Source organism: Oceanobacillus sp. FSL W7-1304 (genome assembly GCF_037969805.1).
GTDB lineage: Bacteria > Bacillota > Bacilli > Bacillales > Amphibacillaceae > Oceanobacillus > Oceanobacillus profundus.
Genome location: NZ_CP150211.1, coordinates 1,200,564 through 1,226,918, shown reverse-complemented (window position 1 = coordinate 1,226,918; position 26,355 = coordinate 1,200,564). Strand labels below are relative to the sequence as shown.

At 36.7% G+C, this 26,355-nt stretch carries 31 protein-coding genes, 1 tRNA gene and 1 pseudogene; 25 read left to right on the top strand and 8 right to left on the bottom strand.

Going from position 1 to position 26,355, the window contains the following annotated elements; all coding sequences use genetic code 11:
• Positions 1-12 precede the first annotated feature (12 nt).
• Both NYE61_RS06110 and NYE61_RS06105 read left to right on the top strand, forming a co-directional pair.
• The gene (locus NYE61_RS06110; RefSeq protein WP_118888765.1) at positions 13-525 is read left to right on the top strand and encodes an SRPBCC domain-containing protein; all 513 of its coding nucleotides are present in this window, start codon (positions 13-15) and stop codon (positions 523-525) included.
• Between the two features lie 169 nt (positions 526-694).
• Positions 695-1,504 carry a helix-turn-helix domain-containing protein gene (locus NYE61_RS06105; protein WP_339317103.1) on the top strand — a complete coding sequence of 270 codons (810 nt, stop codon included), beginning with the start codon at positions 695-697 and terminating at the stop codon, positions 1,502-1,504.
• Positions 1,505-1,711: 207 nt separating this feature from the next.
• Here NYE61_RS06105 and NYE61_RS06100 read toward each other — a convergent pair whose 3' ends face one another.
• On the bottom strand, positions 1,712-2,161 hold the full coding sequence (locus NYE61_RS06100) for an N-acetyltransferase (RefSeq protein WP_339317101.1): 450 nt from the start codon (positions 2,159-2,161) through the stop codon (positions 1,712-1,714).
• 283 nt (positions 2,162-2,444) lie between these two features.
• Here NYE61_RS06100 and NYE61_RS06095 point away from each other — a divergent pair, with 283 nt between their 5' ends.
• The gene (locus tag NYE61_RS06095) at positions 2,445-2,648 is read left to right on the top strand and encodes a hypothetical protein (protein WP_339317099.1); all 204 of its coding nucleotides are present in this window, start codon (positions 2,445-2,447) and stop codon (positions 2,646-2,648) included.
• A gap of 386 nt (positions 2,649-3,034) precedes the next feature.
• On the opposite strand, the gene NYE61_RS06090 is transcribed toward NYE61_RS06095, so the two are convergent.
• A tRNA-Val gene (locus NYE61_RS06090) sits at positions 3,035-3,107 on the bottom strand.
• A gap of 252 nt (positions 3,108-3,359) precedes the next feature.
• On the opposite strand from NYE61_RS06090, the gene ectA reads away from it, so the two are divergent.
• The 4 genes from ectA to NYE61_RS06070 all read left to right on the top strand — a co-directional run bounded on the left by ectA (position 3,360) and on the right by NYE61_RS06070 (position 6,611).
• On the top strand, positions 3,360-3,965 hold the full coding sequence (ectA, locus tag NYE61_RS06085) for a diaminobutyrate acetyltransferase (protein WP_339317097.1): 606 nt from the start codon (positions 3,360-3,362) through the stop codon (positions 3,963-3,965).
• 48 nt (positions 3,966-4,013) lie between these two features.
• On the top strand, positions 4,014-5,261 hold the full coding sequence (gene ectB, locus NYE61_RS06080; RefSeq protein ID WP_303448033.1) for a diaminobutyrate--2-oxoglutarate transaminase: 1,248 nt from the start codon (positions 4,014-4,016) through the stop codon (positions 5,259-5,261).
• Positions 5,262-5,287: 26 nt separating this feature from the next.
• The gene (locus NYE61_RS06075) at positions 5,288-5,674 is read left to right on the top strand and encodes an ectoine synthase (protein WP_339317095.1); all 387 of its coding nucleotides are present in this window, start codon (positions 5,288-5,290) and stop codon (positions 5,672-5,674) included.
• A gap of 214 nt (positions 5,675-5,888) precedes the next feature.
• The gene (locus tag NYE61_RS06070; RefSeq protein WP_339317093.1) at positions 5,889-6,611 is read left to right on the top strand and encodes a sulfite exporter TauE/SafE family protein; all 723 of its coding nucleotides are present in this window, start codon (positions 5,889-5,891) and stop codon (positions 6,609-6,611) included.
• Positions 6,612-6,702: 91 nt separating this feature from the next.
• On the opposite strand, the gene NYE61_RS06065 is transcribed toward NYE61_RS06070, so the two are convergent.
• Positions 6,703-7,515, bottom strand: a complete 813-nt coding sequence (locus NYE61_RS06065) for an alpha/beta hydrolase (RefSeq protein WP_339317091.1) — start codon at positions 7,513-7,515, stop codon at positions 6,703-6,705.
• Between the two features lie 149 nt (positions 7,516-7,664).
• Between NYE61_RS06065 and NYE61_RS06060 the strand changes: the two genes are divergently transcribed.
• Entirely contained in the window at positions 7,665-8,720 is a 1,056-nt protein-coding gene (locus NYE61_RS06060) for a M42 family metallopeptidase (RefSeq protein ID WP_339317469.1), read from the top strand.
• A 670-nt stretch (positions 8,721-9,390) separates the two neighbouring features.
• Here the strand turns inward: NYE61_RS06060 and NYE61_RS06055 are convergent.
• A complete protein-coding gene (locus NYE61_RS06055) occupies positions 9,391-9,747 on the bottom strand; it encodes a DUF393 domain-containing protein (RefSeq protein ID WP_095309399.1) in 357 nt (118 codons plus the stop codon).
• A gap of 320 nt (positions 9,748-10,067) precedes the next feature.
• Here NYE61_RS06055 and NYE61_RS06050 point away from each other — a divergent pair, with 320 nt between their 5' ends.
• Positions 10,068-10,601 carry a dihydrofolate reductase family protein gene (locus NYE61_RS06050; RefSeq protein WP_339317089.1) on the top strand — a complete coding sequence of 178 codons (534 nt, stop codon included), beginning with the start codon at positions 10,068-10,070 and terminating at the stop codon, positions 10,599-10,601.
• A gap of 460 nt (positions 10,602-11,061) precedes the next feature.
• Here the strand turns inward: NYE61_RS06050 and NYE61_RS06045 are convergent, their stop codons facing one another.
• Positions 11,062-11,538, bottom strand: a complete 477-nt coding sequence (locus NYE61_RS06045; RefSeq protein WP_095309392.1) for an SRPBCC domain-containing protein — start codon at positions 11,536-11,538, stop codon at positions 11,062-11,064.
• Between the two features lie 253 nt (positions 11,539-11,791).
• On the bottom strand, positions 11,792-12,439 hold the full coding sequence (locus NYE61_RS06040) for a hemolysin III family protein (RefSeq protein WP_095309391.1): 648 nt from the start codon (positions 12,437-12,439) through the stop codon (positions 11,792-11,794).
• A gap of 136 nt (positions 12,440-12,575) precedes the next feature.
• Between NYE61_RS06040 and NYE61_RS06035 the strand changes: the two genes are divergently transcribed.
• The 4 genes from NYE61_RS06035 to NYE61_RS06020 all read left to right on the top strand — a co-directional run bounded on the left by NYE61_RS06035 (position 12,576) and on the right by NYE61_RS06020 (position 15,220).
• Positions 12,576-13,169, top strand: a complete 594-nt coding sequence (locus NYE61_RS06035; RefSeq protein ID WP_095309389.1) for a DUF1836 domain-containing protein — start codon at positions 12,576-12,578, stop codon at positions 13,167-13,169.
• On the top strand, positions 13,159-14,139 hold the full coding sequence (locus NYE61_RS06030; protein ID WP_118888771.1) for an LLM class flavin-dependent oxidoreductase: 981 nt from the start codon (positions 13,159-13,161) through the stop codon (positions 14,137-14,139). Before NYE61_RS06035 ends, NYE61_RS06030 begins: the two co-directional genes overlap by 11 nt.
• Positions 14,140-14,204: 65 nt before the next feature.
• Positions 14,205-14,474: a GlsB/YeaQ/YmgE family stress response membrane protein gene (locus NYE61_RS06025; RefSeq protein WP_095309385.1), complete on the top strand. Its 270-nt coding sequence runs from the start codon at positions 14,205-14,207 to the stop codon at positions 14,472-14,474.
• A gap of 134 nt (positions 14,475-14,608) precedes the next feature.
• Entirely contained in the window at positions 14,609-15,220 is a 612-nt protein-coding gene (locus tag NYE61_RS06020) for a DedA family protein (RefSeq protein ID WP_339317086.1), read from the top strand.
• Between the two features lie 74 nt (positions 15,221-15,294).
• On the opposite strand, the gene NYE61_RS06015 is transcribed toward NYE61_RS06020, so the two are convergent.
• Positions 15,295-15,477 (bottom strand): hypothetical protein, encoded by a 183-nt coding sequence (locus tag NYE61_RS06015; protein ID WP_118888772.1) that lies wholly within the window; start codon positions 15,475-15,477, stop codon positions 15,295-15,297.
• Between the two features lie 133 nt (positions 15,478-15,610).
• Between NYE61_RS06015 and NYE61_RS06010 the strand changes: the two genes are divergently transcribed.
• The 5 genes from NYE61_RS06010 (at position 15,611) to NYE61_RS05990 (ending at position 19,223) form a co-directional block, all read left to right on the top strand.
• Complete coding sequence (locus NYE61_RS06010; protein ID WP_339317084.1) at positions 15,611-15,961, top strand: flagellar basal body rod protein; 351 nt, start codon at positions 15,611-15,613, stop codon at positions 15,959-15,961.
• A gap of 69 nt (positions 15,962-16,030) precedes the next feature.
• The gene (locus NYE61_RS06005) at positions 16,031-16,663 is read left to right on the top strand and encodes a PspA/IM30 family protein (protein WP_095309377.1); all 633 of its coding nucleotides are present in this window, start codon (positions 16,031-16,033) and stop codon (positions 16,661-16,663) included.
• Between the two features lie 157 nt (positions 16,664-16,820).
• Positions 16,821-17,549, top strand: coding sequence for a cell wall-active antibiotics response protein LiaF (gene liaF, locus NYE61_RS06000; RefSeq protein ID WP_118888774.1), 729 nt, complete (start codon positions 16,821-16,823; stop codon positions 17,547-17,549).
• Complete coding sequence (locus tag NYE61_RS05995; protein WP_339317079.1) at positions 17,546-18,598, top strand: sensor histidine kinase; 1,053 nt, start codon at positions 17,546-17,548, stop codon at positions 18,596-18,598. Before liaF ends, NYE61_RS05995 begins: the two co-directional genes overlap by 4 nt.
• Positions 18,591-19,223: a response regulator transcription factor gene (locus NYE61_RS05990; RefSeq protein WP_303447945.1), complete on the top strand. Its 633-nt coding sequence runs from the start codon at positions 18,591-18,593 to the stop codon at positions 19,221-19,223. Before NYE61_RS05995 ends, NYE61_RS05990 begins: the two co-directional genes overlap by 8 nt.
• Before the next feature lie 12 nt (positions 19,224-19,235).
• On the opposite strand, the gene NYE61_RS05985 is transcribed toward NYE61_RS05990, so the two are convergent.
• The gene (locus NYE61_RS05985) at positions 19,236-20,279 is read right to left on the bottom strand and encodes an aromatic acid exporter family protein (protein WP_303447944.1); all 1,044 of its coding nucleotides are present in this window, start codon (positions 20,277-20,279) and stop codon (positions 19,236-19,238) included.
• 208 nt (positions 20,280-20,487) lie between these two features.
• Between NYE61_RS05985 and NYE61_RS05980 the strand changes: the two are divergent.
• From NYE61_RS05980 to NYE61_RS05950, 7 genes and pseudogenes are all read left to right on the top strand, one after another.
• Positions 20,488-20,568 (top strand): annotated as a pseudogene (locus NYE61_RS05980) (YhfH family protein); the annotation flags it as partial.
• 77 nt (positions 20,569-20,645) lie between these two features.
• Entirely contained in the window at positions 20,646-20,912 is a 267-nt protein-coding gene (locus tag NYE61_RS05975; RefSeq protein WP_158586206.1) for a hypothetical protein, read from the top strand.
• 25 nt (positions 20,913-20,937) lie between these two features.
• Complete coding sequence (locus NYE61_RS05970) at positions 20,938-21,417, top strand: hypothetical protein (RefSeq protein WP_339317077.1); 480 nt, start codon at positions 20,938-20,940, stop codon at positions 21,415-21,417.
• Entirely contained in the window at positions 21,414-21,566 is a 153-nt protein-coding gene (locus tag NYE61_RS05965) for a hypothetical protein (protein WP_339317075.1), read from the top strand. Before NYE61_RS05970 ends, NYE61_RS05965 begins: the two co-directional genes overlap by 4 nt.
• Positions 21,566-22,843 carry an isocitrate lyase gene (gene aceA, locus NYE61_RS05960; RefSeq protein ID WP_095309517.1) on the top strand — a complete coding sequence of 426 codons (1,278 nt, stop codon included), beginning with the start codon at positions 21,566-21,568 and terminating at the stop codon, positions 22,841-22,843. The genes NYE61_RS05965 and aceA overlap by 1 nt, the downstream gene beginning before the upstream one ends.
• A gap of 364 nt (positions 22,844-23,207) precedes the next feature.
• A complete protein-coding gene (locus tag NYE61_RS05955; protein WP_339317073.1) occupies positions 23,208-24,470 on the top strand; it encodes an NlpC/P60 family protein in 1,263 nt (420 codons plus the stop codon).
• A gap of 283 nt (positions 24,471-24,753) precedes the next feature.
• Positions 24,754-26,253, top strand: coding sequence for a BCCT family transporter (locus NYE61_RS05950; protein WP_095309364.1), 1,500 nt, complete (start codon positions 24,754-24,756; stop codon positions 26,251-26,253).
• Positions 26,254-26,355: the final 102 nt, after the last annotated feature.

Sequence of the window (26,355 nt, the reverse complement as noted above, 5' to 3'; positions counted from 1 at the left end):
GGAGTTTTTAATATGAACAACTATTCAACAACCACTTTAACAATGGTCAGAAATTTTGATGTAAAATCGGAAAGAGTTTTTGATGCATGGTTAAACCCAGAAATGATGAGAAAATGGTTTTTTACATTGGAAGGGACGAATAAGGTTGCACAAAATAATCCTGTAGTAGGCGGTACTTGGGAAATTGTTGACCATCGACAAGGAAAAGATTACCGTGCGATTGGGGAGTACCTCGAAATTGATCCTCCGAAAAAAATCGTGTTCACTTTTAAGATGCCTGAATTGACACCAGAAGGATTCAGCGAATTAGCAGATACGATTACAGTTGAGCTAAAAGAACTCCAGCAAGGCTGTGAGATGACTTTCACACAATTGATCCATGTTATTCATGAAGAAAATTGGACAGAGTCCGATATCGAAAAAGCTCATGATGAATGGCGTGATAGCACTGAACAAGGCTGGTATTATATGTTTATGGGTCTTAAAGAATTATTGGAGACAGGAAAAATTAGCTATAAAGGTTAAAAATCATTTTGGCGTTTCGAGATATATAAATCTACCTAAATAATAGGAAGACACTAAGGATACTCTATTAATGCCAATAATAATAACAAAAATTAATCAATAACGTGTGCTATTCTAAAATATAGGGGTGAAAAAAGGACTTCACGCATTAAACTTCTTGGAGGAATTTATGGTTAATAAAAGATACTTTTCAATTGGAGAAGTTTCTAAATTAAAGGATGTTACAATAAAAGCCTTGCGTTATTACCACGATATTGGCTTGCTTACGCCTGCCTACATAAACCCCGAAAATGGTTATCGGTATTATACAATTAACCAATTTTTTTACCTTGATATTATAAAAATATGTAGACAGGGTAATGTAAGTATTAGTGAAATTAAAGATTTATTTACTAATTCCGATACCAATTATCTTAAGTTTTACTTGGAACAGAAAAATGAAGAAATTCAGATGGAAATAAAAAAACTAATACAGGTTAGTAAACAAATAGAAATATTAAAGAAAGCTATTCATACATCTGAGGATGATCTTATGAATAAAGGCTTTAATATGCAGACCTTCGAAGAAAGATACCTTTTTAGTTCACCCACACAGGGTGGAGTACTTGATGAAATGCATTCATTCGATAAATTAGATGAAGAATTAGAAAGATTTATAATGAATACATTCCAGTACGGACTAATTTATTCACGTCATAATGATATTTGGGCTATTAGTGATGCATTTCGTATAATAACAGCAGATGATTCTATTATGCTTAAAGATAATCCAAGTGTATCTAAGTTACCAAAGGGAGATTACTTAACTGTAAATTGTACAAGAGACACTGAAATCGAAACATTTCAATTAATAAAAGAATATTTGGTGAAAAAGAGTTTGTCGTGTGATAAGATTTATTTATTTTATTTAGTTACAGATGTCTTTAATCAAAATAATCACTTTTCGCAATTTCAAATTAGTTTAAAGCCCACCCCCTAGCTAAGGTGGGCTTTAAACTTAAAATTTGTATTCATAAATAAAGTTTGTATTCTCGAATCTTCCTTCAGGTAAATTAAATACAGTTAATTCTTCCTCTAGGCGTTTAAAACCATTATAGTCGTAGAATCCATAGTTACTTATTGTATCTGTATATACATAGATTTTATTAACTTTTGTGTTTCTAAAGTAAGAAAATAGCTCATTCAATTATTTTTTTCCTACCTTTTTACCTCTCGACTTTTCAGAAACGGCAAAGAATTCTAAACAGCCTTGAAACTCATTTTCTTTTCCTCTAATTAACTTGCTATATGCATCATCAGTCTTTGAAGTAAATTCGACAAATAAGTTTCTTTCGATGTCGTTTAGATTTAAGATTTCTAACAGTTCCTTTGTATAATCCTCTTGTAATAATCTATAAGATCTTATCTCATCAACTCTTGATCCAAAAATTACACCAATGACCTCGCCGTCTAGTGTAGCTACTCTCCCGAAGGTACTTTTGTTTAATATCGGATTTATAAACATTAGCGTAATTGCTGCATCTAGTATATCTTCGTTTTCTACCTCTTCTATAAACCCTTTAGCAAAGGCCTCAGCAGTAATTACTTTAATAGGTTCTATGTCCTCTTTTTTAATGTCTCTAATTTCTAAGTTCATTTTGAATTCCTCCTTTAAATGATTAACTTACAAATAGAGTTTAATGTCTACCCTATAGGGGAGAGTCAAGAGTTTCTTTTTAATTTTCTTAGAGAATATATGCATTTCTATTATTCTACAACAATAATGTCCTGTTAGTTTAAGTGCATATTAACCTTACCATTTAATTGCAATATTTCAAATAATAAATCTAAATTAATGTAACTAATTATAATTTACTATTCCTTGGTCAAAATTAAAAGTAGACCACTTGCTTACCTTTACTAATAAGGAGGTAAGCAAAATGATAGGATCTATTCAAAAATATAAGAAAAAACAAGGGATTAGATATCGATATACCGTTGATCTCAATCAAGATGGGGTGCGTAAACAGAAAAAGAAATCCGGTTTTCTACTAGCCGAGTCATCACTGAACTTAAAGAACACCGAAGAAATCAGGAGGGTCAGAAGAAAGCGGCTGGAGAAATGTACCAAGATCAAGATTTAGTTGTTTGTACAGAAAATGGGGCGGTCCAGGATCCGGGAAATTTGCTGCGGGTTACAAATAGAATCATTAAGCAGGTGGTGTACGTATCATTCGCTTTCACGATTTAAGACATTCGCACGCATCCATCCTGTTATCAGGAGGTGTAGATTTAGTCAAAGTTGCTGCACGTATGGGACATACCAGCCCCAAAACAACCTTGGAAATATACGCTCACCTTGTTCCTAACAACGATTATGATGTTGCCGATGTGTTTGAAATGGCTCTAAAAAATTCTGTGACTGATTTGTGACTGCTAACCAAATTGGGGTGAAAAACAAATCTTTACTATAAAAATAAAAAAGTCTGTACTCCTTGATATACAAGGGATACAGACCTCTGTTTTATGATGATTCCGATTGGGCTCGAACCAACGACCTCTACCCTGTCAAGGTAGCGCTCTCCCAGCTGAGCTACGGAATCGTATGTACGATTTGTACTTATTACTATACGTGTAAAATGCCGTCCTGTCAATATTAATTTGCTTTATTAGAGGCTTGCTAAAAATACGACCAATAAGCAACCAACCTTCTGATTTAAAACTCTAAAAAACTCGAATTTTGCATAAACCGGATTATACCTCAGCATTTGCTAGCTTTTAATAGGCATCTTCAATCAAACTACCCACAGCATACCTCATCATGAATAATCTGTAAATTCCCGCCTTTATCAATTTTGACGAAATGGAAGCTTATTATTAATCTTATAGAGTACCAATTAAATAGCGCAGGAGGTGAGAGCATCAATACAAATGGAATTGCAGGAATGAATGCAGTAGCTGAAATTGAAACAGATTTTCATTTTCGTAAGCCAACCAAACACGATGGATCAGTGGTTTGGCAACTCATAAAAAATACAAAGGTACTTGATTTAAATTCGTCATATAGTTATTTAATGTGGTGTGAGATATTTTCTGATACATCCATTGTGGCAGAAAGAAACGGGGAGATTGTTGGGTTTATTTCCGGGTTTTTTCATCCGAATACAACGGATAAATTATTCATTTGGCAGGTTGCTGTTAATGAATCTGAGCGCGGTAAAGGTTTAGCAACAAAGATGTTGTACCAATTACTGAACCGTACAGCATGTGGAACCGTTCAATACATTGAAGCAACAGTTTCACCTTCAAATAAACCGTCACAATCATTATTTAAAGGTCTTGCAAAAAAGCTTGAGACAGATTGCAACATCAGTGATTACTTTCTCTCAGAGGATTTTCCAGCTGAAGGACATGAAGATGAATTGCTATTCAAGATAGGTCCAATAAAAAATAAAAAATAAAAGATAAAGGATGATTTGGTGACTACAGCTGTATTAAATGATGCGAAAATGAAAACATTTGAGGAATTAGAGTCTGCTGTAAGAAGCTATAGCAGAGGCTGGCCGACAGTTTTTAATAAAGCAAAGGGCTATAAACTTTGGGATACAGATGGCAAGGAGTATATTGATTTTTTTGCCGGTGCAGGAACAATGAATTATGGCCATAATGATGATACGATGCAGCAAAAAGTGATTGAATATATCCAAAATGATGGCATTATACATAGCCTCGACATGGGTACAACTCCAAGAAAAGAATTCCTTGAAAACTTTAAAGAAATTATTCTTACACCACGTAAGCTTGACTATAAAATTATGTTTCCGGGTCCAACTGGAACAAATACAGTAGAAAGTGCTTTGAAAATTGCTAGAAAGGTAACAGGACGTGAGACAGTTATAAGCTTCACAAATGCTTTTCACGGAATGACGATTGGTTCTCTTTCTGTGACAGGTAATTCCTTTAAACGCCATGGTGCAGGTGTGCCACTCCATCATTCGGTATCTATGCCGTTTGATAATTATGTGGAAAATCATGATTCCACCGCCTATTTGGAACGGTTTTTAGAGGATAGTGGAAGTGGTGTGGCATTGCCAGCTGCTATTATATTGGAAACGGTACAGGGAGAAGGTGGCATTAATGCTGCGCGAATCGAATGGTTACAAAAGATAGAGGAACTGTGTAAACGCTGGGACATTTTATTAATTGTAGATGATGTGCAGGCAGGAAATGGACGTACGGGTACTTTCTTTAGCTTTGAACCAGCTGGTATTGAACCGGATGTTGTTTGTCTTTCCAAATCGATCGGTGGTTTTGGTCTGCCAATGGCAATTACATTAATCAAACCGGAACATGACAAATGGGGTCCGGGTGAGCACAATGGTACTTTCCGTGGAAATAATTTAGCGTTTATTGCAGCGACGGAAGCATTAAGCTATTGGAAAAATAATGACTTCGAAAAAGAAGTTCAGGAAAAAGCAGAAATTCTAAAGACTGCTGTAAGTACTATAATTGAAAAATATCCTGAACTGAATGGAGAAGCAAGGGGCAGAGGATTGATGCAGGGAATTGCAGTAGAGGAAGAGGGTCTAGCAACTGAAATTTGTGCAGAAGCATTTCAGCGTGGCTTAATTGTAGAAACTTCCGGTCCTGAAGATGAAGTCGTTAAATTCCTGCCACCGCTTATTATTGACAAAGTGGGATTAGAAAAGGGATTTCAGCTATTAGATGACAGTATTAACTATGTCTTGAACAAATAATGAGGGATAAGAAAGGGGAATGCGCTATGATCGTTAAATCATTAGAGGAAATTATTGGAACAGAGGATGAAACTTTCAGTGAAAACTGGTCGAGCCGTCGATTTATTTTGAAAAAGGATGGCGTTGGCTTTAGCATGAACGATACCATTATTAAAGCTGGTACGGATAACTTTTTCTGGTATAAAAATCATATTGAAGCAGTTTATTGCATTGAAGGTGAAGGGGAAATTGAAAAAGTGGTAACTGGAGATGTTTTCCAAATTAAGCCTGGAACAATGTATTTGTTGAATGATAATGATAAGCATCGTCTTCGTGCACGTACACAAATGCGATTGGTTTGTGTGTTCAACCCGCCATTAGTCGGAACAGAAACACATAATGAGGAAGGGTATTATCCGCTTTTAGTTGAATAATAATTTGTTTTAGGCCATCTGATACATGTCAGGTGGCTTTTCAAAGGTTAGGTCCTTTTTAAAATCCATCGTAAAAGTCTGCTCTAAGTAGAATGTTAATCAGCGTATATCCTTTGTGCTCTTCCGCTAAAAGTTGTCAGATGAAGAACAAAAAATAGGTGAACAATGCTATGATGAATAATACACAACATCACACAGGCAGAGGGTGTCTATTTTGGGAACGATATTTTTATTTATCACAATTATTTTAGTTGCTTCTATTCTTCAAACGAGCACTGGGTTCGGCTTTTCAATAATGGCTACACCATTCTTGCTCATGTTATTTTTGCCTCAAGAAGCAATTCAGATAAATATTATTTTATCTTTAATTATTTCAATTGCATTAGTCTATAAAATAAGAAAAGATATTGATTTTAAGATTGTAAAGCGATTTACGCTAGGAAGCTTAGCTGGTATCCCCGTTGGTGTTATCCTAATTATAACGATTGAAGATATGAACGTTTTCAAGCTGGGAATCAGTATCCTTATTCTGCTATTAACTGTATTGTTAATGCTAAACTTCAAAGTAAAACCAACTCCAACCAGAGATTTCATTGTTGGCGGGATATCTGGAGGGTTAACAACAAGTGTTGGAATGCCTGGACCGCCATTGTTGTTATATTTTACTGGAACAGATACGGAAAAAGCAAAGCTGCGGGCAACGACTTTAGGATTTTATCTTTTTATTTATCTTGTCAGTCTTATTACGCAAATCATCTTTACGGGTACAAATAAAGTTATTTGGGAATCGAGTTTATATGCGGTTCCGTTTGTGATTTTAGGATTATTCCTAGGGCAGCTACTTTTTAAATGGATAAATCAAAAGGTTTTTAGGCTATTTACATACATTCTATTGTTATTTACAGGTGTCTTTCTGTTGCTGGAGAGTTTATTTTAAGGAATCTGAAGTAAGAATTTTAAACTTCTGCGTAAAAGTTAAACAAATACCTAGCATGTGATTCAGGATACGGTCACATGCTAGGTTATTTTTACGCCGTTAAAAATGTTAATAGTTCTCGATTAAATTTTTCTTGTTCCTCCCAAAATAATCCGTGTCCACTATGTTCAAACCAGATAAGCTTGGAGTACTGTATTTGTTGATGCAGGACGGACGCAAGCTGGGGAAGGCAAATTTGATCATGTATTCCCTGGAAAATAAGAGTAGGTGCTTGAATGCTTTCCACATCAGCAAAGAGTACTTCATCTCTCAATGTGACTAAAATATTAGCTGTGGAATAACCACTTGCCACAATTCCTAATTGGAAAAACCATTCCTTAAAAGCTGGTGTCAGCGCTCTGTAGAAAAACATGTTCGTTAAATCTGCTAGCATTTGTGGACGATTATCGTACGTTTGTTGGATAAGCTGATTTACTTCATTAGCTTGTAAGCCATATGGAAATCCTGGTCGCTGGATGAAGCTAGGTGCTGCTGCAGCGAATAGAGCAAGCTTATCTACACCATATCCACGATGTCTGCCCATATATCGAATAACGATTGCACCACCAACTGAATGACCGGCAAGTGTAAAATGTTTTAAACCGAGTGTGTCAACAATAACGCGAATATCATCTGCAAGACGATCATAAGAATAACCTTCCCATGGTTTATCGGATTGACCAAAACCTCTTATATCAATTCCGATACAGCGATAGCCCATACCAGGAAAAACATTAAATTGATATTCAAATAACCGGCGATTTGCTGGCCATCCATGCACAAACAGAATAACTTTTTCACTTGTTGGATTGATATCCTCCACATAAATGTTAACAGATGGTTCGACCTGTACATAATATCCCATTGTTTCTCCTCCTTGATTAAATCCCTTTTATACACATATTCTAAAGGAGGCTAGGATAAGAACTAATTCCATCAATAATGAAGCATATTTACTGTTCAGGCAGTGATGTTAACTGTAAAATTAGGATATCGATAAGAAAGGGTGATCAGATGACGCCATATCCGAATGTTAGCGAAACAAAGGAGCTAATTAGACAATTAGTATCAATTCCAAGTCCGTCTGGGTATACGTTTCAAGTGATTCAATTTGTAGAACAATTTTTACAGGATTTAAATGTAGAAACGAAACATAATCGAAAAGGAGCTTTAATCGCAACCTTGCCTGGTGCAAATAAGGATGAGCATCGCATGCTGACTGCTCATGTAGATACATTAGGAGCAATGGTAAAAGAAGTAAAGAGTGATGGCCGACTTCGTCTTGATTTGATTGGTGGTTTTCGCTATAACTCGATTGAAGGAGAGTATTGTGAGATTCATACAGCGAATGGGGAAGTTATTACCGGAACAATTTTAATGCATCAGACCTCTGTTCATGTATATAAAGATGCCGGTGACGCCAAACGTGACCAGACGAATATGGAAGTGCGGATTGATGCAAAGGTTGAAAATGCAGAAGAGGTACGGGCACTTGGAATTGAGGTTGGGGATTTTGTTTCCTTTGATCCACGTGTACAGCTGACTGACAATGGGTTTATTAAATCACGTCATTTAGATGATAAAGCGAGTGTAGGTATTTTATTACAGCTAATCAAACGAATCAAAGCGGAAGAGATTAGACTTCCGTATACAACGCATTTTCTTATTTCCAATAATGAAGAGATTGGTTATGGTGGAAATTCCAACATTACTCCTGAAACTGTGGAATATTTAGCAGTGGATATGGGAGCAATGGGAGATGGGCAGTCAACAGATGAGTATACTGTTTCCATTTGTGTCAAAGATACGACAGGACCATACCATTATGGTTTGCGAAAACACCTTGTTGAACTGGCTGAAGCTAATAACATTGGCTATCAATTGGATATTTATCCATTCTATGGTTCAGATGCTTCGGCAGCAATTCGTGCAGGCCATGATATTATTCACGGATTAATTGGACCAGGAATAGACTCATCCCATGCTTTTGAGCGAACACATGAAAGTTCACTTATTCAAACGGAAAATTTGTTATATCATTATGTACAATCAGAAATGATTGGTTATTAACTTTAAATAAACCGCCTTTCTAAATAAATCTAATTACAATATAGTTGAGAAATCCCACCTGCATGAAGTAGGTGGGATTTATTTGCACTTACTTCATAGAAGACTTCCAGATAGTTTCTCCTGTCAGTGCCCCTTTTAATAATAAAAGGATTGTTTTTATTACCCACCTTTTCAAATTCCGAGAGTTGTTTTAAGAAAACCGTTATTATCTTTCGATTCATGCAGTCTTAGTAGTGCTGCGTGATACTCCCTATATTCAGGGACCTCCATCTCCAAGCCGTTGTCGGAATCATAAAACGTTTCTAACGTATAGAAATAACTCGTTCTATCCTTCCAAGTGACTTCTAAAAGAGTTCCATTTTCGTAATTTAATAATTTCTTGACCAAAGAGCTAATATACACTATTTCACCACTTTTACAGGTAGTAGAAGCTTGTTTAGGTGATACTGCTATGGTAAGAAAAAAGTGAGTACCATGGCAACAATTATTCCGCTCGTTTTAGCTACTCCTGCCAAGTTTTTTGCGTTTGAGCATACTACTCCTCCTAATCATGATACAAAATGATGTACCACCATTTGGACCTAATTTGCTCATGATACATCGTCTTAATAATCAACTTTAATTGTATCTAGTCAGTGATATTTATTAAAATTATTCTTTTAGCATATGATTATAATGGTTTACGTCCGAACCAATCGTAACGATTTTTGGAAATCCACATGTACAGCGGAGATAAGAGTCTATCGATATATGGCAGATAAAATAACAAGCTGAAAGGAAAGGTTAATGGCAAAGCAGTTAATATTTTCCTTACAGTATAAAACCCTTCATACAAACGACCTTTGGATGAAAGCATTTGAATCTTATCGTATATATCCCGATTTTTTAAAAAATGGAATTTATAGCTCCCCTCAGCTACTTGAACCGGTATCCAATGAATTCGTCGAAACCAGTCTAATTTTTGAACAGCTATCTTCACAGTTGAACATAAAGGGCATTCTCCATCATAAAAAACTATATGTCTCATGTTGAACAACCTCCTATTATTTTTTACCCTTTCTAAAATAAGATAAAACCGTCTCTATATAATCGAAGCGAGCAGGAAGCGGTAACTAACCTTCGACATCTCACACAACCGTCTGCACGGTTCGGAATAGGGAGGTTTCATCTAATTCCAATGTGTTGTTTGAAATCGTATACGCAGACTTTTCAGTCCCTGTCTTTTCTCAATTCTCTCTACTCCATATGAGCCTTGAGTAAGAAATATTTGCGAGTTATTTTGATAAACATGACAAAAGATGTCATGTTTATATTATATAGTTTACAGGTAATGAAAGGAGAGTTTTCATGAATCAAAGACGAAATACGGTATTGTTCATAGCGTCAAGTTTGGATGGATACATTGCTACGAAAGATGAATCTCTTGAATGGCTATTCAAGGTTGAAGGTGAAGGAGATAACGGCTTTGCAGAGTTCTATGAAACAGTTGATACAATTTTAATGGGAAAAAGAACTTACGATTGGGTAATGAAGCAAGATTTTAAAGAGTTCCCATATAAAAATAAGGAATGCTATGTGTTTACGAGATCTTCTTATGAGGATACCGAGAATGTGAAATTTGTTAAGGGTGATGTAAATAATTTCATGAACAAGCTAAAAAACAAAGACGGCAATAACATTTGGGTGGTCGGTGGAGGTGAACTGCTAAATTCTTTTATGCAGAAAGATTTAGTTGATGAATTCATTGTAACCATTGCACCAACTATAATAGGTAACGGGATCCCTTTATTTAAAGAAGGAAATCGACAATTAGACCTTTCTCTGAAAGGAACTAAGAAATTTAATCAATTTATTGAATTGCATTATGAAGTTAAAAAGTAAATTAACTAAGGGAATAAAAGGTCTAATAAAAAGTGTTGTTTTTCTTTTTAAACTTCTTCCACAATTTGGGCCCATTAATGGAATAATACTTAATTTTATTGTATCCATAAAAATCCCTTTGGATAATGCAAAATCCAAAGGGGCAAAAATTCGCATCTTTTTTACAAACGTCGCGACTTTATTTTAGGTCTACACAAACCACCATATGATGGTTTGTTATTATTTTAATATGAATCTATAGTTGTGCTATTCTTAATTTGACTTCCTTTTTCACTCTTTCAAAGAGCCTGTCGATTATTTCTCTATTTACATCATTTTCAGTTATTTCTAATGAAAAAGGCTCTCAACATATTTCGATCCATAGAATTTTTATAAAAAATATTGTTCATTTTTTGCTTGGGTTATTCGTTAAAGCGCTCATTTGCTTAAGATTGATATCAGAAATGATTATTACAATTTGTTATTCAGTAAAGATAGCAAGATTCTCCAGCGTGGATCCTAAACCTGTGTCATGATCCTCCTTCCGTATTCCTTCAGGTACGTTTTCGCATACAATAGTAACCTTTGTGCCTTCTGAAACAGGTTCCAAGAGCCACTTCTGTATCATCTCGCCCGAGAATGATGGATCCTCGGAATCGAATTTTATTGATTGCACAATTCGTTTGTCTGGAACCAACTCCAAAAACTTCCCTTGGGCTACGTCAGTGTTTTCCGTAGTCTTTCCAGGGTTTGAGTGATCCATTTCGTATTTAAGAATCAGTTTATAAGTTCCGCCTTCACGGGGATCAAACATGTCAATATGACCCGACATTCCTTTCGGTGGAAGCCACGAAACCAATGATTCTGGGTTCAAAAACGCCTGATAAATAGTTTGTGGAGATGCCATAATTACTTTTGAAGCAGAATCTATTCTCCTATTACTTGATTTATTCGCCATGATAAAACCCTCCTTATAGTCATTCCCTTAATCTTTTTAATTTTACCACAATAAAAGCAACTAATTTCTTCTCGATTGCTAAAAGGTTATACTTTTATTCCTTTAACTGGCCTGATTGCTTCCAATTTATTAATCTTACGTTTTAATGATGCTATAATTGCCTCTTAAACAAGGGTCTAGAAAACTTTAGAATAAATTAACATTTCAAAAAGGACTATCTCAAAAAAATGAAATAGTCCTTCAAATATATGTTTTATAATACGTACCCATAAATGCATATAAAATGAAATAGGGTGCCGAGCAAGATGAAAATATGAAAAATTTCATGGAAACCGACATGTTTAAAGCTTAAAAATGCGGGCTTCAGCCAATAAATAACGGCTCCAATTGTATATAGTAGACCACCAAGAATAAGGAAGAACATCCCGTTCGTTCCGATAATCGGTGCAAGTGATCCACTGAAAAACACTACAATCCAGCCCATGATGACATAGAGTGCAGTTGATAACCACCTCGGTGCATGAAACCAAACTAGTTTAAAAATAACCCCTGCAATCGCAAGTCCGCTGATGACACCGAATAAAATCCAGCCAGTTACACCATTTAAACTGATTAAACAAAACGGCGTATACGTTCCAGCTATGAGTACAAATATCATCGAATGATCGACCCGTCGTAAAAATGCGATGATTCGATCCCTTGCTATAACCATATGATATGTAGCAGATGCAGCATATAGCAGGATCATGCTAATTCCAAAAATAATGACAGCGGTTATTGCAAGCGCTGATTCTGTTGTATCTAGAGCCTTCATTATCAATGCAACAAGTCCCGCGATTGATAAAATTGCCCCGAATAAATGTGTAAATCCATTGATCGGTTCCCGAATGTAATTATTCATATTAACACCCCTATAATGATAAGTAGTTTTAAAAACTATATGTACATAATAAACGTATTATATGATGTAGTCAATGTTTACTTCGAGAAAATTTCGCTTTATAATGAACATACTATATATAAATGAGGTTGTTACAATGAAACATAAACATGAATGGATGGAAACACTCCATTTAGATAACCAGTTATCTATTGAGGATATCCCAGATTTAGATCTTTATATGGATCAGGTAATTCAACTATTTGAGAAGAAGTTTGTAGGTCAAAAGCGGAATGATGATGAAAAAGTACTTACAAAAACAATGATAAATAATTATGCAAAAGGGAAATTGTTTTTTCCAATTAAAAACAAGAGGTATTCGAAGGAACATTTAATGTTGATAAGCATGATATATCAAATGAAGGGTGCATTATCAATCAATGATGTAAAGCTGACACTTGAAAGGCTGAATACGAAAATAACGGACGAGTCCTTTGATTTACAACGATTATACAGTAGTTATTTGGAATTAATGAATGTAAACCATGCCATGTTTGAAAAAGACCTACTCGAACATATGAATGAGGTTGAAACAGAAGTTGCTGAAGTGAATGATAATGATGAGCCGTATTTGGAACAAGTACTACTTGTGGCTACACTTACAAATATGAGTAATTTTTACAGAAAAGCAGCGGAAAAGCTTGTGGATGAAATGAATCAAAAGGAAGAGGGTGATAAGAATGAAGCTTAGTATTTTGGATCAAGCACCAATTGCAAAGGGGCATACTGCGAAGGAAGCATTAGACGCTTCTATTGAACTCGCTCAGCTTGCAGACCGCTTAGGATATAAGCGATATTGGGTAGCAGAGCATCATGATCTTGATGGATTAGCGAGTCCAGCTCCAGATATTTTGCTTGGAATAATTGGATCGCAAACTGAAAGAATTCGTTTAGGCTCTGGTGCTGTCTTATTGCCGAATTATAAACCATATAATGTGGCAGAAAGATATCATATGTTAGCAACTTTATTCCCTGGTCGGATAGATTTAGGAATTGGCAGAGCGCCAGGCGGATCGGCTGAGGTTTCAATTGCTTTAGCTGGTAACTTCTTGGAGAAAGTGAAAAACATGCCTAAGCTTTTGGATGAATTGCTTCATTTTATCAATTGTGATTTTCCTGAAGAAAATATGTTTGCAAAAATTGCTGCCACACCAATTCCGGAATCAGCACCAATTCCATGGTTGTTAGGAACGAGTGAAAAAAGCGCATATCTAGCAGCTGAAAAAGGGTTGCCTTATGTGTTTGGCCACTTTATGAGTGATGCGGATGGCCCTGCGATCGTTAAAAGCTATTTCGATAATAGTACAACAAATAAAGCCAAAGCTATTGTAACGGTTACCGTCGTTTGTGCTGAAACAACAGAAGAGGCAGAAAAAATTGCTCAAAGTAATTTGCATTGGAAAGTGTTGCAAGCAAAAGGTGAGGGTAAGAACGGTGTACCTTCCATAGAAGAAATAGAACAATATCAGTATACGAATGAAGAAATTCAGATGATTGATAAACTGAAACAGAATCAAATTATTGGAAATCCACAGCATGTAAAAGAAGAGCTTAAGAATCTGCAACAGCGTTATGATGTCGATGAACTAATGATTGTTACTATTACCCATAGCTATGAAGCAAGGAAGAGGTCATATGAGTTATTAGCAGAGCTGTTTTGATTTTGTATGATACTGAAAAAGTTGGTTAAACTACTCCTGCAATAAATATGAAGGAGGAGTAGTAAATGGGATTTATTTGGTCATTAATCATTGGAGGAATTTTAGGTTGGATAGCCAGTCTAATAACCGGGCGTGACATTCCTGGAGGAGTTTTTGGAAATATTATCGCTGGTATTATTGGTGCATGGCTCGGAACACTCATACTCGGCCAATGGGGTCCAGTAATGGGAGGGTTCTATATTGTCCCGGCCTTGATTGGAGCAATTGTGCTCATTTTAGTTGTGAGCTTTGTCATGCGAAGTATGCGACGTAATACGAAATCAGCACAAAGCTAAAAATTATATGAAATAGTAAAAGAACCTTTTTCAGAGAGGGTTCTTTTTTTGTTCTTAATGAAATAAGCATAAAAAGCGATCTCCAACAATACATATTAATGGACAAGCATATGTACTTGAAGGTGGTGGTTATAATGGAAAATTGGGTTACGGATATCATGGAAAAACTTGGATATTTGGGAGTTTATCTAATGATGGTTTTAGAGAACGTTTTTCCTCCGATTCCATCAGAAATTGTATTACCATTCGGTGGGTTTCTGACGACATATACTGATTTAACAGTATTTGGTGTCGTCGTTGCTGCAACAGCAGGTTCGGTTATAGGTGCAATGATCTTATATAGTATTGGTATGCTGCTCGATGCAGAACGATTAGAAAAAATAATAAATCGCTGGGGACATATTCTGCGACTAAAAAAGGAAGATATTCGCAAGGCGGACGCATGGTTTGACAAGTATGGTTATTGGACCGTCTTATTCTGTAGAATGGCACCAATTGTTCGAAGCTTGATCTCGATTCCAGCTGGCATGGCCAGAATGAATTTTTGGCTATTCCTCCTTTTTACAACAATCGGCACAATCCTCTGGAATGTTATTCTTATCACATTAGGCTCAGTCCTTGGGGCAAACTGGCAAAAAATAATTGGATTCATGAATATCTATTCTGATTTCGCTTTCACTCTAATCATTATTGGGACGATTTTATTTATTATCTGGCTTATTAATAGGAAGAGAAAAAGGAAGTAGAGAAATATTCCATTTCCTTTTTCTCTTCCTATTATCACTCCGGCCAGTTTCCGCACCACGTTGTTTTAAAACCTCTAAAAAGTACCATCTTTCATCGCTAAGACACCACCCCGTCTGCCATAGCACCACCTTTCATCGCTAAGACACCAAATCAGACTATAATAAGCACCATCCCTCGTCTCTAAGACACCAACCCCGTCTAAAAAAGCACCATCCCTAATCACAATGCCCCCAGCAACGGCAACAGCTATCAACACTACGAACGTTCACACCTAAAGGCGCACTCCACAATAAGCCCCGAGACCTAGTCCAAAATATTTCTCAGGCTCATTATCGAAAGTCTCCTAAACCGGTAAGATGGAATCAAGATAAAGAAAGGAGGCAAACGAAATGAAAAAATTTATGTTGTTTATTGGAGGGTTAATTGCCCTGTTCATATTAATGGCAAACATTGGACCAATGGTGCTCTTAGCACTTAGCGCTTGGTTGCTATACGTCTGTTTTAAGAAATTCGTAAAAACTGATTCAACACTAGCAAAAGTCGGCTGGGCATTAGTTGGATTGCTTGTATTAAGTATTACGTTCTCTAATCTGTATGCTGTAATGGGAGTAGCTGCAGCGTACGTACTTTACCTTATTTATAAAAACTGGAATAAAGAAGAAGACCCAGTTGTTCATGTTGTAGAGGATGATGATCCATTTACAAATTTTGAGAGGCAATGGGCCGAATTAAATAAGTAAAGCAAATGTCATAACAAATTAGAAACCACCACTATTTTAATAATCAAAAGTAAAAAAGGAGAGATTTTTATGTCAACTAACATTTTTACACGCATTAAAGATTCGATTTCAGCTGATCTTCATACAATGATGGATAAAAAGGAACAAAAAAATCCGATTGCTGCATTAAATCAATACTTGCGTCAAAGTGAGCAAGAGAAAGAAAAAGTTCGAAAGCTTATTGACCGTCAGTATAAATTAAAAGAAGAATTTTCACGCGAATATTTGAAGGCTCAAGAATTAGCTGACAAACGTCTAAAGCAGTCGGCAATCGCTGAAAAAGCAGAGGAACAAGCAATGCATGAATTTGCGTTGAAAGAGTATGAGGAGTATCAAGCACGCGCTGAACGTATGAAAGCTTCAAGGGAAGAAGCGATTGAACAGCTTGACACACTTGAGCAAAAATACGAGGATATGAAACATCGCTTAAAGGATATGCACTTGCGTCGTATGGAGTTAATGGGCCGTGAAAATATTGCAAAAGCAAACCATCAAATTAATCGAGTTGTTGAAGATACATCGGAGAAGCCATTCTCTAAATTCGATGAGATGGAGCAGTACATCGAGAATCTTGAATACAAAGTGAATAGCTCGTACTATCGTAGCACGTTTGATAGTAAGATTGCAGCACTTGAAAAAGAATTAAACGAAAAAGCAAATTAACAACGGTAGAACATACATGCAGAAAAAATAAAAAACATGATATACTAGTACAGGCGCAGAAAAAATCCTGCGTCTGTATTGTTTAGAGTTGCTAAAATAACGTAACGGTTTGTTTCATTTATATATAATATTACATACAACAAAGGAGGATTACAAAATGTTCAAAAGACTAACAACAGATTATTTCAACTGGATATTGATCATTGGTGTGATTCTCCTTATATTTGAGATTGCCTTTTTTTTCGGTGGCTCGATCATTCCAGCGTTATTTTCTGCATTGTTTATGTATATTGGCTGGAAAAATTTCCATAAATTATGGGGGAAAATTGTATTCTGGATAGCGCTTGTTAGCATGGTGTTTTCAGTGCTAAATCTACTTGCGGTACGCTTTTTGATTATCGCAGCTATTATTATTTTTATTATTAACTATTCAAAGTCTAAAAGCGAAGCAACTCAGTTTGATCCGATTCTTCCGGATGCCGAGAAGAATCATGAATCGATTTTGAAAGTAAATCCGTTATTCGACCATAAGTTATTTGACGACCAAATCACAGAAGATGTTGCGTACCAGTGGAAAGATGTAAATATCCACGGCGCATTTGGCGATCGGATTATTGATTTAAGTAATACGGTGTTGCCAAATGATACAGCTGTTATATCAATCCGGCACGTCATTGGAAATATCGAAATTTATGTACCTTATGAAGTTGAAGTAAGCATTCATCACAGCTCAGTGTTTGGTAAAGCTCATATATTAGGAAAGCATCATCTAAAATTAATGAATAAGTCGATCCACTATCAAACGGCGAATTATGATACAGCATATCCGCGTGTGAAAATAATTACCTCACTTTTTTCTGGAGATATTGAGGTGAAACGGATATGAATACAATTTTCAAGCATATTTTGATGGCCGTTGCTTGCAGCATATTATTAGCAGTTACGTTGGTGCTCATTACTTTTTTGGGCTTTTCACTTGATAAGGCAGAAGGCTGGGGATTGCTTTGGCAGCAGAAAATCGGTGATGTATCTTTCATACTTACGATTGTAATTATAGCGATCATGTTTGGTACAATTATTGGTTTTACAACAGGCTGGTATTGGAAGCAAAGACTAACCCAAATCGATCGAAAGCTTGATGTCATGATAAAGGGTGGGAAGCTGGGGGCGATTGAAGAATCATATAAAGAGTTGGATAGCATTGAACACCGGATGTATCAATTGCAGGAAAAAATTCGAAATCAAGCAGAGAATGCACAGCGAATTGCAACGGAACGAGCAAATGAGCGTGAGCAAAGCCTCCAAGAAATTGTTGTCCAAGAAAGAAACCGACTTGCACGTGAGCTGCATGATTCCGTCAGTCAGCAGCTTTTTGCAGCGTCCATGCTCATGTCTGCGATTAATGAAACAGGTTCACTAGAGGATCAAGGGTTAAAAAAACAACTGGAAATGGTAGAAAAAATGATTCATCAATCACAGCTGGAAATGCGGGCATTATTACTCCACTTACGTCCTGTTGCCCTAAAAGGAAAGACGCTGCAGGAGGGTGTTGAAGAGCTATTGCTTGAGCTGACACAAAAGGTTCCCATGGAAATTGAAACAAAGGTAGAAGATTTTAAAGTAGATAAAGGTGTAGAGGACCAACTGTTTCGTATTTTACAGGAGTCTTTATCAAACACGTTACGACATGCTAGGGCAACGACATTGCATGTCTTGCTGATTGAACGAGATGAAACCATTATTTTACGTGTTACCGACAATGGGATCGGCTTCAAAACAGATGCTATAAAAACAAGCTCATACGGGATGCAAAATATGCGGGAACGTGCCTATGAGGTTGGAGGTACTTTCAAAGTCATTAGTTTACCAAATGAAGGGACTCGATTAGAGGTGAAGGTTCCGGTTTTAAGGAAGGAGGAGGATGCACGTGATTAAAGTATTGTTTGTTGATGATCATGAAATGGTACGGATTGGAGTTTCAGCTTATCTTTCTGCACAATCTGATATCGATGTTGTTGCTGAAGCAGATGATGGGGCTCCAGCTGTTGAGCTAGCACTGAAATTACGTCCGGATATTATTTTAATGGATCTTGTTATGAAGGAAATGGATGGCATTGAAGCGACCAAGAAAATTATTGAAAAATGGCCAGAAGCAAAAATTATAATTGTAACAAGCTTTCTCGATGATGAAAAAGTGTATCCGGCGCTTGAAGCAGGTGCAACCAGCTATATGTTAAAAACATCAAAAGCCAGTGAAATAGCAAAAGCAATCCGTGCTACACATGGAGGACAGTCAATACTTGAACCAGAAGTAACCGGAAAGATAATGAATCGTATGCGACACAAGCCAGAAGCAGCGCTTCATGAGCAATTGACGGAACGTGAAATGGAAATTTTGTTATTGATTGCACAAGGAAAAGCGAATCAAGAAATAGCAGATGAATTATTCATTGCCTTGAAGACAGTTAAGGTGCACGTGAGTAATATTTTAGGAAAACTAGAAGTACAGGATCGTACCCAGGCAGTTATATATGCCTTTCAAAAAAATCTTGTGAAATAAGAAGAGCCGCTCTTAGTTAGGAGTGGCTCTTTTTATTTTTACATGATCGAAAGAATAGAATCTTTCAACCATATGATAAATAGAAACAAGCTCATATAAAATAATTAATTCAGGTGGAAAATTCGTTAGGGATGTAGGATTGCTCCTTATAGTTGCTTCACTGTCTTCCCAAAATAAATCTGTGATTTCTTTTAATTGGCTTTGATGAACCGTAACGGCATAGGATTCATCCTCCTGTAAACGTTTTGTGACCCCATATACAGCTTTCATGATTGTATTTTTTTCCCGCTCTGTCCACGATAATTCAGTAATTGGATTACGAGTTAAATTATTCAAATGGTAATGTATAATCCGTAAGCTGCTTAATTGATGCTGTAATTGTTCAAACTGTTCTTGCTCCGATTTGAGAAGCGGATGGAATTTTGCTTCGTCTTTTTGAAACCGACTTAGTTGTTCGGTCTGCAACACAGCATGATCCATTTTGCTTAAATTCTCCTTTACAGGGATGTTTTCTTGCTTACCCTCTAAGATAGCTTGGAATGTGTGTTCAATTAGGTTTGCAGTATCCATTCGTATTGTTGTAACCCTTTTAAAAATATGCAAACGGTATTTTGGCGGTAGAATAAACATGTTTACTAAGGTTGAAACAGCAAGTCCAATTGTTGTGGTCCCCAAACGAATAAAAAACGCAACAAGTAAGTTAGTATGGATGACTTCTACCATTGCAACAGCAGTTAGGGTGGCGACAAGCAAACCAGCATGAAGCTTCAAACGGAAACATGTTACGATTGTACATACTGCTGCAAGTGCATAGGTGAGCGCTGAGTTACCGAAAAGTGAGATAAATAACACCGCAAAAGCAGAGCCTATTGCTGATGCTGGAAAACGGATCAAGCCTTTTTTTATTGAATCGGATACAGTAGGCTCCACGGTTACAATGGCTGTGATAACAGCGAATACAGGTGGCCAGCCTATCCATTGGCACACTAGCGCAGTTAAGAAAACTGCAATACCTGTTTTAACAGTTCGATCACCGATAAATGAAAAGTATCTCACGACAACTCCACTCCAAAATAAAAAGTCTTAAATGTTTATAACACGTATCTATTTTCTTACTTCTGATAAGAAATTTCAAATTTTTATAAAAAATGGTTGCATTATTTTAAAAAATCACATAGACTGTATTATAACAACAAACAATATTTAATATTGTTATATAAAAGAGAGGGGAGATAATAACATGAAAAAGTATGAAAAGCTGTCCTGTCCAGAATGTGGTAAAGAGGTTGATTCTAAAAGTTATACAATGGAATGTGATTACTGTTTGTCAAAAAAAGAGGATTAATTTTTTTTATTGTTATTGTTATATAACAAAGTGAAGTTATTCCTATTTATAATACAACAGCAAGGGGAGGAATGCTAATGAACCAAACCACCGTACAAATCAATCATGAAAATCAGTTTAACGAAATTTTAACACCTCAAGCATTAGAATTTCTGGAGAAGCTGCACAACTACTTTGAAGAACGACGTAAAAACCTGCTGGAAATTAGACAGCAAATTCAGGAGAAGCTGAATGAGGGAAAGCAGCTACAATTTCTTTCAGAGACAAAGCAAGTTCGGGAAGGGAATTGGACAATTGATCAACTACCAAGAGATTTGCGGGATAGAAGTCCAAACGTGCCATAAGCGTAATGCGATGGAGATCGGTGAAATGGCAGCTCAAATACCAGTTAAAAACGATGATGCAGCCAATAAAGTCGCATTTGATAAGGTTCGTGCAGATAAGGAGCGGGAAGCGGTTGATGGACATGATGGTACATGGGTTGCACATCCAGGTATGGTTCAGCTTGTTAAAGATATCTTTGATAAAGTGATGCCGACACCAAACCAAATTAACAAGAAACGAGTCGATGTGCGCGTATCGGCGGAAGATTTGGTCCGGTTACCTGCTGGCGAAATTACAGAAGGAGGCCTTCGAACCAATATTAATGTAGGTATCCAGTATATAGCAGCATGGCTAAGCGGGAGAGGAGCTGTACCAATCAACAATTTAATGGAAGACGCAGCTACTGCAGAGATCTCAAGAGCGCAGATGTGGCAGTGGGTTCACTATCCTAAAGGAGAATTTGTTGATGGCAGAAAAGTAACAATGGAGCAGTTGAAGAAATCATGCAAGAGGAACTATCGGTGATTGAAGAACAATATGGTACGGATACTTACCGGAAAGGGAATTTTGGACAGGCCGCACAAATTTTTGATGCATTAATAAAACAAGATAGCTTTGCTGAATTTTTAACAATACCAGCCTATAAGGAATTATTAAAAGGGGGAAATGAATGATGTCAAATCAACGTGCTGAAAGTTTACAGAAGAGTTGGGAAAAGGAACTTCGTTGGGTAGGTGTAGAACGGCCGTATACAGCAGAAGAAGTCATTCGTTTAAGAGGATCCATTGATTTGGAATATACTTTAGCAACAAGAGGCTCAAAGAAACTATGGGAATCAATCAATACGGAAGAATATGTGAACGCTTTAGGTGCATTAACAGGAAATCAAGCCGTTCAGCAGGTAAAGGCTGGGTTAAAAGCAATTTACTTAAGTGGCTGGCAGGTGGCAGCGGATGCGAACTTAGCGGGACAAATGTATCCGGATCAAAGCTTATATCCGGCAAATAGTGTACCAAATGTAGTTAAGCGGATTAATCAGGCATTACAGCGAGCGGATCAGATTCATTATTCGGAAGGGAATACAGATATTGATTGGTATGTACCCATTGTAGCGGATGCAGAAGCAGGCTTCGGCGGACAGCTTAATGTGTTTGAATTAATGAAGTCGATGATTGAATCTGGTGCAGCTGGCGTACACTTTGAAGATCAATTATCATCCGAAAAGAAGTGTGGACATTTAGGTGGTAAAGTCTTGCTGCCGACACAAACAGCAGTTAAAAATTTAATTGCAGCACGTTTTGCTGCAGATGTAATGGGGACCCCGACAGTAATTATTGCTCGAACAGATGCCAATGCTGCGGATATGATAACTAGTGATGTAGACCCGTATGATGCACCGTTTATTCAAGGGGAACGAACCTCTGAAGGATTTTATCGAACAAAGGCTGGTATTGATCAGGCAATTGCTCGTGGATTAGCATATGCACCATATGCAGATATGATTTGGTGTGAAACTTCAGAGCCGAATATGGAAGAGGCGAGACATTTTGCTAATGCAATCCATGAGAGATATCCCAATAAGCTATTGGCATACAATTGCTCTCCCTCCTTTAACTGGAAGCATAAACTTTCTGATGAGGAGATAGCTAACTTCCAGAAAGAGCTTGGGAAAATGGGTTATAAATTCCAGTTTGTAACGTTGGCAGGCTTCCATGCTCTAAATCATAGTATGTTTGAGCTAGCAAGAAGGTACAAAGATGAAGGAATGGCGGCATACTCTAAATTACAGCAGGATGAATTTGCAAGTGAGAAATATGGTTATAGTGCAACACGTCATCAGCGTGAAGTAGGCACTGGCTACTTTGATGAAGTAGCACAAGTAATTTCTGGTGGCACTTCGTCAACAACTGCACTGAAAGGGTCGACAGAAGCTGAACAATTTACAAGCTAGATATCTTGAAGTAAATATAGTTCAAAATTCCTGACAAAACGAATTATAATAATAAAAAAAATGCTTATCCTAAAGAAATAGGGTAGGCATTTTTTTGGTACTCGCTATTTTTATTGGATTATTTCGATAATTATATGAAGGTTTTGTTAAGATATGAAGCAAAATTAGGCGATTTATGTCGTTTTTGAAATATAATTGTAACATTACTATAATATGAATGTCATTTTACAATGCTATAATTCATATTGCCTAGAAAAATTAATACATAATTAAAAAACAATCACATAGTTTAGCAATATTTAATTCATAGAAGACTACATAAAAAGAGCTTTGCGGTGTGAAATGGGAAGCGGGGAAATGAAAGTTGAGAAAGACATTTATGGCGTTATCCACTGTTGCAGTGGTTGGTTTAGGTAGTACTTTATTCACTGTATCAGCCCAGGCAGAATCCATTCAAGATATTGAAAACAAGCAAGCACAAATTCAAGAAGAGCGAGATGCAATTAAAGCAAACCTATCTGATGCTGATAGTAAAATAGCAGAGGTTTTAATAGATTTAGAGAAATTAAATGAAGAAATTGAAAAGGTAAATAAAGCCTTAAAAGAAAACCAAAAGCAAATGGATAATACAAATGAAGCTATTTCTGAGAAAGAAGATGAGGTAGCTCAATTAGAAAAGGAAATTAAGGAACTAGAAAAAGCAATCGAAAAGCGTTTTGAAATATTGAAGGAACGCGCTGTATCCTATCAGCAAAGTGGTGGGGATATCAGTTACCTTGAAGTAATTTTCGGATCCCAAAGCTTTGGTGACTTTATTAGCCGTGTTTCAGCAGTAAATAAAATTTCAGAGTCTGATAGTTCATTAATCAAAAAGCAGGAAGAAGATAAAGCTGCTGTAGAAGAAAAACAGGATGCTGTACTTGCGAAATTAGACGAATTAAATGAAATGAAGATTGAAATTGAAGGAATGCTTGCCTTAGTTGAAGAACAAAAAGCATCAAATGAAGATAAAAAAGATACACTTAAAGCAAAAGAAAATGACTTACGCGTATTAAAAGATGAGCTTCAGGTAGAAGACTCTAAGCTTGCAACACTAGAAAAAGAAGTGAAAACTAGTTTACAAGCAGCAGTAGAGCCTGCACCAGAAACAGAAGTTGCAAGTGCTAATGCAGCTGGAGATACAGGTTCATCTGAAAAAGCTGCATCTGGCGGAGAGTTACAAACTTTAAGCAAAGAATCAACATCAAGACCTGCAGCATCTGGCAATCTTAGTACGGCAATTAATGCTGGATTCTCTCATATTGGAACACCATATGTATGGGGAGGCAAAGGTCCAGGAGGATTTGATTGTTCTGGATTCGTATCCTGGGCATTTGCTCAAGCAGGAATTTCTATTCCATCAAGCACTACAGGCTTAGCGACAACAGGTACAAAAGTTTCTTCTAGCAATATGCAGCCTGGAGATATCGTATTCTTTGACACCTATAAAAAGAACGGGCATGTTGGAATCTACCTTGGTGGCGGTAAATTTATTGGCGCACAAAATTCTACGGGATTAGCTGTTGCTGATATGACAAGTGGTTACTGGGAAAGCAAGTTCGCAGGTCATGTTCGCAGTGTAAAATAATAAAGTAATAGAAAAAACCATTCTGAAGGAATTCAGAATGGTTTTTTCTATGTACGGAAGTATTTAATTATTATCTTTTAGTAGACTTATTTTGGATTTCAAGTTTTCTAATGTTTTTTTCGTATATATTTAAGCTTGTTTATTCTATTCTCCATGCTAATATCTGATTCCGCTTCGGAAAACAAAAAGTGGTTTAGACTATGATCAAGTAGGATATATTATATATGCTGTAATAGCAAGAGATTTTACAGTAAAACTTGCAGCTGACGAAAGGAACATACATATGAAAAATAGAGCATTTTTAAATCCGGTATTTTTTGTTTCAGCTATTGTTATTTTTTTATTAGTCATTATCGGAGCCGTTGCGCCTTCACGATTTGGCAAAGTCGCTGAGACGCTATTTAATTTTACGACTACGAATTTTGGATGGTTTTATTTACTTGCTGTATTTAGTTTTATTGCATTTTTAATTGTTCTTGCAATAAGCAAATACGGAAGGCTAAGGCTCGGAAACGCAAGTTCTCGGCCGGAGTATCCTTTCTTTACCTGGATTGGTATGCTATTCTCCACAGGATTTGGTTCTGGTCTTGTGTTCTGGGGAGTTGCAGAACCGATGAGCCACTTTTTAAACACACCATTTCCTGGACTTGATCCCCAAACTCCAGAAGCAGCGAGAGTAGCAATGGGGTATGCTTTCTTTAACTGGGGGATTAGCCAGTGGTCTGTATTCGCTATTGTTGGACTTGTCATTGGTTATGTTCAATTTAGAAAAGATAAAAATGGTCTTATTTCCACTTCGATTCGTCCTATAGTCGGATCGAAAAAAATAGTTGCAAACACAGTCGACTCTTTTGCAGTTATAGCGACAGTCATGGGAGTTGCAACCTCATTGGGACTTGGGATTTTACAGATGAATGGTGGGATGACTTCGATATTCGGAATGCCGAATTCAATCGGAATTCAAATTGTTATTGCTTTAGTAATGCTCATTACTTACTTATCTTCTTCAATAACAGGTTTAAATAAAGGGATGAAATGGTTAAGTAATATTAATCTTGCAGCATGTCTATTATTGCTATTATTTGTTTTCTTTGCGGGACCAACAGTATTTATATTAGAAACCTTTGTTTTGGGGTTAGGAGATTACTTGACCAACTTTGTTCAGTATAGCTTGCGAATGACACCATATGAAGGTGGTACATGGGTACACGAGTGGACGATTTTCTATTGGGCATGGGCAATATCTTGGTCCCCATTTGTAGGTGCTTTTGTTGCACGAGTTTCGAAAGGTAGAACGATAAGAGAGTTTATTTTCGGTGTACTTGTAGTTCCCCCTGCAATTGCCTGTTTATGGATAGCTGTATTTGGAGGAACAACGCTCTACAGTGATTTAAATCTCGGAACACAAATAGCGGAGGCTGTAGATGTAGATTTAGCAGTAGCACTATTTGAAACCTTTGGGACGTTGCCATTATCGACAATTTCTTCAGCATTAGCTGTTCTGCTTATCTTTACATTTTTAGTAACCTCTGCAGATTCTGCAACCTATATAATAGGGAGTATGACCTCAAAAGGCAGTATAAACCCTTCTATTATTACGAAAGTGATCTGGGGTGTTTTAATTACCGCAATAGCTGTTGTACTACTGATGGCAGGTGGCCTAGAGGCATTGCAAACTGCATCATTAACTTCAGCATTACCATTAACGGTTATAATTCTTATAATGATGATCGCATTTCTAAGGACTTTATCGAAAGATTTTAGAGATAAGAAGAAGCGATGATTATGAAAACAGCTGGAATGTCCAGCTGTTTTTTTAGTAGGAGAATTGGCGTTTTCTAGAGAACTTAGTGTATAAACGGCATATCTATAGCGAAGAATGATT

Bases quoted from the DNA above. Each gene is read 5' to 3' on its own strand.
- NYE61_RS06060 (WP_339317469.1), top strand. From the start codon at position 7,665: ATGACGCCATATCCGAATGTTAGCGAAACAAAGGAGCTAATTAGACAA.
- liaF (WP_118888774.1), top strand. From the start codon at position 16,821: ATGTTCAAAAGACTAACAACAGATTATTTCAACTGGATATTGATCATT.
- NYE61_RS05995 (WP_339317079.1), top strand. From the start codon at position 17,546: ATGAATACAATTTTCAAGCATATTTTGATGGCCGTTGCTTGCAGCATA.
- NYE61_RS06020 (WP_339317086.1), top strand. From the start codon at position 14,609: ATGGAAAATTGGGTTACGGATATCATGGAAAAACTTGGATATTTGGGA.
- NYE61_RS06040 (WP_095309391.1), bottom strand. From the start codon at position 12,439: ATGAATAATTACATTCGGGAACCGATCAATGGATTTACACATTTATTC.
- NYE61_RS06030 (WP_118888771.1), top strand. From the start codon at position 13,159: ATGAAGCTTAGTATTTTGGATCAAGCACCAATTGCAAAGGGGCATACT.
- NYE61_RS05950 (WP_095309364.1), top strand. From the start codon at position 24,754: ATGAAAAATAGAGCATTTTTAAATCCGGTATTTTTTGTTTCAGCTATT.
- NYE61_RS06095 (WP_339317099.1), top strand. From the start codon at position 2,445: ATGATAGGATCTATTCAAAAATATAAGAAAAAACAAGGGATTAGATAT.
- NYE61_RS05975 (WP_158586206.1), top strand. From the start codon at position 20,646: ATGAACCAAACCACCGTACAAATCAATCATGAAAATCAGTTTAACGAA.
- NYE61_RS06050 (WP_339317089.1), top strand. From the start codon at position 10,068: ATGAATCAAAGACGAAATACGGTATTGTTCATAGCGTCAAGTTTGGAT.
- NYE61_RS06010 (WP_339317084.1), top strand. From the start codon at position 15,611: ATGAAAAAATTTATGTTGTTTATTGGAGGGTTAATTGCCCTGTTCATA.
- NYE61_RS06075 (WP_339317095.1), top strand. From the start codon at position 5,288: ATGATCGTTAAATCATTAGAGGAAATTATTGGAACAGAGGATGAAACT.
- NYE61_RS06100 (WP_339317101.1), bottom strand. From the start codon at position 2,161: ATGAACTTAGAAATTAGAGACATTAAAAAAGAGGACATAGAACCTATT.
- NYE61_RS06105 (WP_339317103.1), top strand. From the start codon at position 695: ATGGTTAATAAAAGATACTTTTCAATTGGAGAAGTTTCTAAATTAAAG.
- NYE61_RS06025 (WP_095309385.1), top strand. From the start codon at position 14,205: ATGGGATTTATTTGGTCATTAATCATTGGAGGAATTTTAGGTTGGATA.
- aceA (WP_095309517.1), top strand. From the start codon at position 21,566: ATGTCAAATCAACGTGCTGAAAGTTTACAGAAGAGTTGGGAAAAGGAA.
- NYE61_RS06035 (WP_095309389.1), top strand. From the start codon at position 12,576: ATGAAACATAAACATGAATGGATGGAAACACTCCATTTAGATAACCAG.
- ectB (WP_303448033.1), top strand. From the start codon at position 4,014: ATGAAAACATTTGAGGAATTAGAGTCTGCTGTAAGAAGCTATAGCAGA.
- NYE61_RS06055 (WP_095309399.1), bottom strand. From the start codon at position 9,747: ATGAGACATATAGTTTTTTATGATGGAGAATGCCCTTTATGTTCAACT.
- NYE61_RS06005 (WP_095309377.1), top strand. From the start codon at position 16,031: ATGTCAACTAACATTTTTACACGCATTAAAGATTCGATTTCAGCTGAT.
- NYE61_RS06045 (WP_095309392.1), bottom strand. From the start codon at position 11,538: ATGGCGAATAAATCAAGTAATAGGAGAATAGATTCTGCTTCAAAAGTA.
- NYE61_RS06065 (WP_339317091.1), bottom strand. From the start codon at position 7,515: ATGGGATATTATGTACAGGTCGAACCATCTGTTAACATTTATGTGGAG.
- NYE61_RS06110 (WP_118888765.1), top strand. From the start codon at position 13: ATGAACAACTATTCAACAACCACTTTAACAATGGTCAGAAATTTTGAT.
- NYE61_RS05970 (WP_339317077.1), top strand. From the start codon at position 20,938: ATGGCAGCTCAAATACCAGTTAAAAACGATGATGCAGCCAATAAAGTC.